Source organism: Novosphingobium sp. B-7, assembly GCF_000410615.1.
Taxonomy (GTDB): Bacteria; Pseudomonadota; Alphaproteobacteria; order Sphingomonadales; family Sphingomonadaceae; genus Novosphingobium; species Novosphingobium capsulatum.
On record NZ_KE148397.1, the window covers coordinates 8,612 to 10,563 of the forward strand.

At 67.0% G+C, this 1,952-nt stretch carries 2 protein-coding genes; one reads left to right on the plus strand and one right to left on the minus strand.

Translation table 11 applies throughout. From position 1 onward, the window contains the following. The coding region (gene der, locus H926_RS0117230; RefSeq protein ID WP_022677426.1) for a ribosome biogenesis GTPase Der at positions 1–1,149 on the minus strand (1,149 nt) is incomplete at its 3' end. Positions 1,150–1,367: 218 nt separating this feature from the next. On the opposite strand from der, the gene H926_RS28355 reads away from it, so the two are divergent. Then, on the plus strand, positions 1,368–1,952 hold a 585-nt coding region (locus tag H926_RS28355), incomplete at its 3' end, for a CHAP domain-containing protein (protein ID WP_192816564.1).

Below are 1,952 nucleotides of genomic sequence, written 5' to 3' on the forward strand. Positions count from 1 at the left end.
CGCATCGTCGAACCAGCGGTTAAGCGCCGCAGTCGGCACGCGCTTGCTCCAGGCATCGCGCAGCGTAAAGGCGGCCGACAGCAGCGTGTCCAGCCCCTTGCCGGTGCGGGCCGACACCGCCACCAGCGGCACGCCGCGCACCTGCGCCAGGCCATCGTCGAGCGCCTGGCGCACGCCGTTGAACAGGCCGCTGGCATCTTCGGCCACGTCCCACTTGTTGATGGCAATCAGCAGGGCGCGCCCTTCTTCCAGCACCATCGAGGCGATCTTGAGATCCTGGTGTTCCAGCCCGCGCGTGGCATCGAGCAGCAGGACCACCACTTCGGCAAAATCGATCGCGCGGCGGGCATCGGCCACCGACAGCTTTTCCAGCTTGTCGACCACCTGGGCCTTCTTGCGCATGCCGGCCGTGTCGATCAGGCGAATCGGGCGTTCTTCGCCGTCCTTGGGATCGGTCCAGTTCCAGTCGATGGCGATCGAATCGCGGGTGATGCCCGCCTCGGGCCCGGTGAGCAGCCGATCCTCGCCCAGGAACCGGTTGATCAGCGTGGACTTGCCCGCATTGGGGCGGCCAACGATGGCCAGCTTGAGCACGGCCTTGGGATCGTACTCGGCCTCCTCGTCGGTGGCCTCTTCCTCGTCCTCGGCTTCCTGCTCGGCAAAGTGGGGCAGCAGCGCCTCGAACAGGTCGCCCAAGCCTTCGCCGTGTTCGGCCGAAACGCCCACGGGATCGCCAAAGCCGAGCGAGAACGCCTCGAACAGGCCATGATCGCCAGCGCGGCCTTCCGCCTTGTTGGCCAGCAGAATCACCGGAATATCGTGGCCGCGCAGATAGCGGCCGATTTCCTCGTCCAGCGGGGTGATGCCGGCACGGGCATCGATCACGAACAGCGCCACGTCGGCGCCTTCGAGCGATGCTTCGGTCTGCATCCGCATCCGGCCGGGCAGGCTGGAGGGATCTTCGTCTTCCCACCCGGCGGTGTCGACGATGGTGAATTCAAGGCCCAGCAGCGACGCATCGCCAAAGCGACGGTCACGGGTGACGCCGGGCTGGTCGTCGACCAGCGCCAGCTTCTTGCCGACAAGCCGGTTGAACAGAGTGGACTTGCCCACGTTGGGCCGTCCGATGATGATAACCTGGGGACGCATAGCCCCCGTTGGCCCGGCTTGGCGCCAAAGGCAAGCGGGCGTTGCATACCAGGCCCGGTTGGTCGCGATTCGTAAAACCGCCATTAACCAAGCCGGTCAGGCGGGCATTGACCATTTGCCGGCACAACAGCGCCATGGTGTGGTGGACAAGAACAGGGCCGTTGGGCCTGGCCGCGGGGGCGGCACTGATCGCCGGGATGATCGCTCCAGGGGCTGCCATGGCCGCCCCGATCGCCCTGATTCCCGGCCCGGATCAATCCGATGGCGCACCGGCCGATACCGCCGGCGCCTTGCCCTATCTGCAATGCGTGCCCTATGCCCGGCAGGTTTCAGGCATCCAGCTGTTCGGCGATGCGCACACCTGGTGGGACCAGGCCGAGGGCCGCTATGAGCGCGGTTTCACGCCCAAGCCCGGCGCGGTGATGAGCTTCCATCCCTATGGCGCGATGCACCTGGGCCATGTCGCCATGGTCAGCCGGGTGATCGATTCGCGCACCGTGCTGCTGCGCCATGCCAACTGGTCACCGATCAACGGCACGCGCGGGCAAAAGGAAAACGATGTACGCGCGGTCGATGTGTCCGACGCCAACGACTGGAGCGCGGTGCGCGTGTGGTATGCGCCGATCCAGGGCCTGGGCACCACGCATTGGCCGGTCGACGGCTTTATCTACAATCGCCCGCCAGCACGCCACCTCGGCACCGCCACGCCGCTGCGCCTGGCGAGTGCGAGCGCTGCGCCGCGCAGCATGATGCAGCCGGCCGTGCAGCGCCAGGTGTTGATGGCCACGCGCGCGACGGCCCCG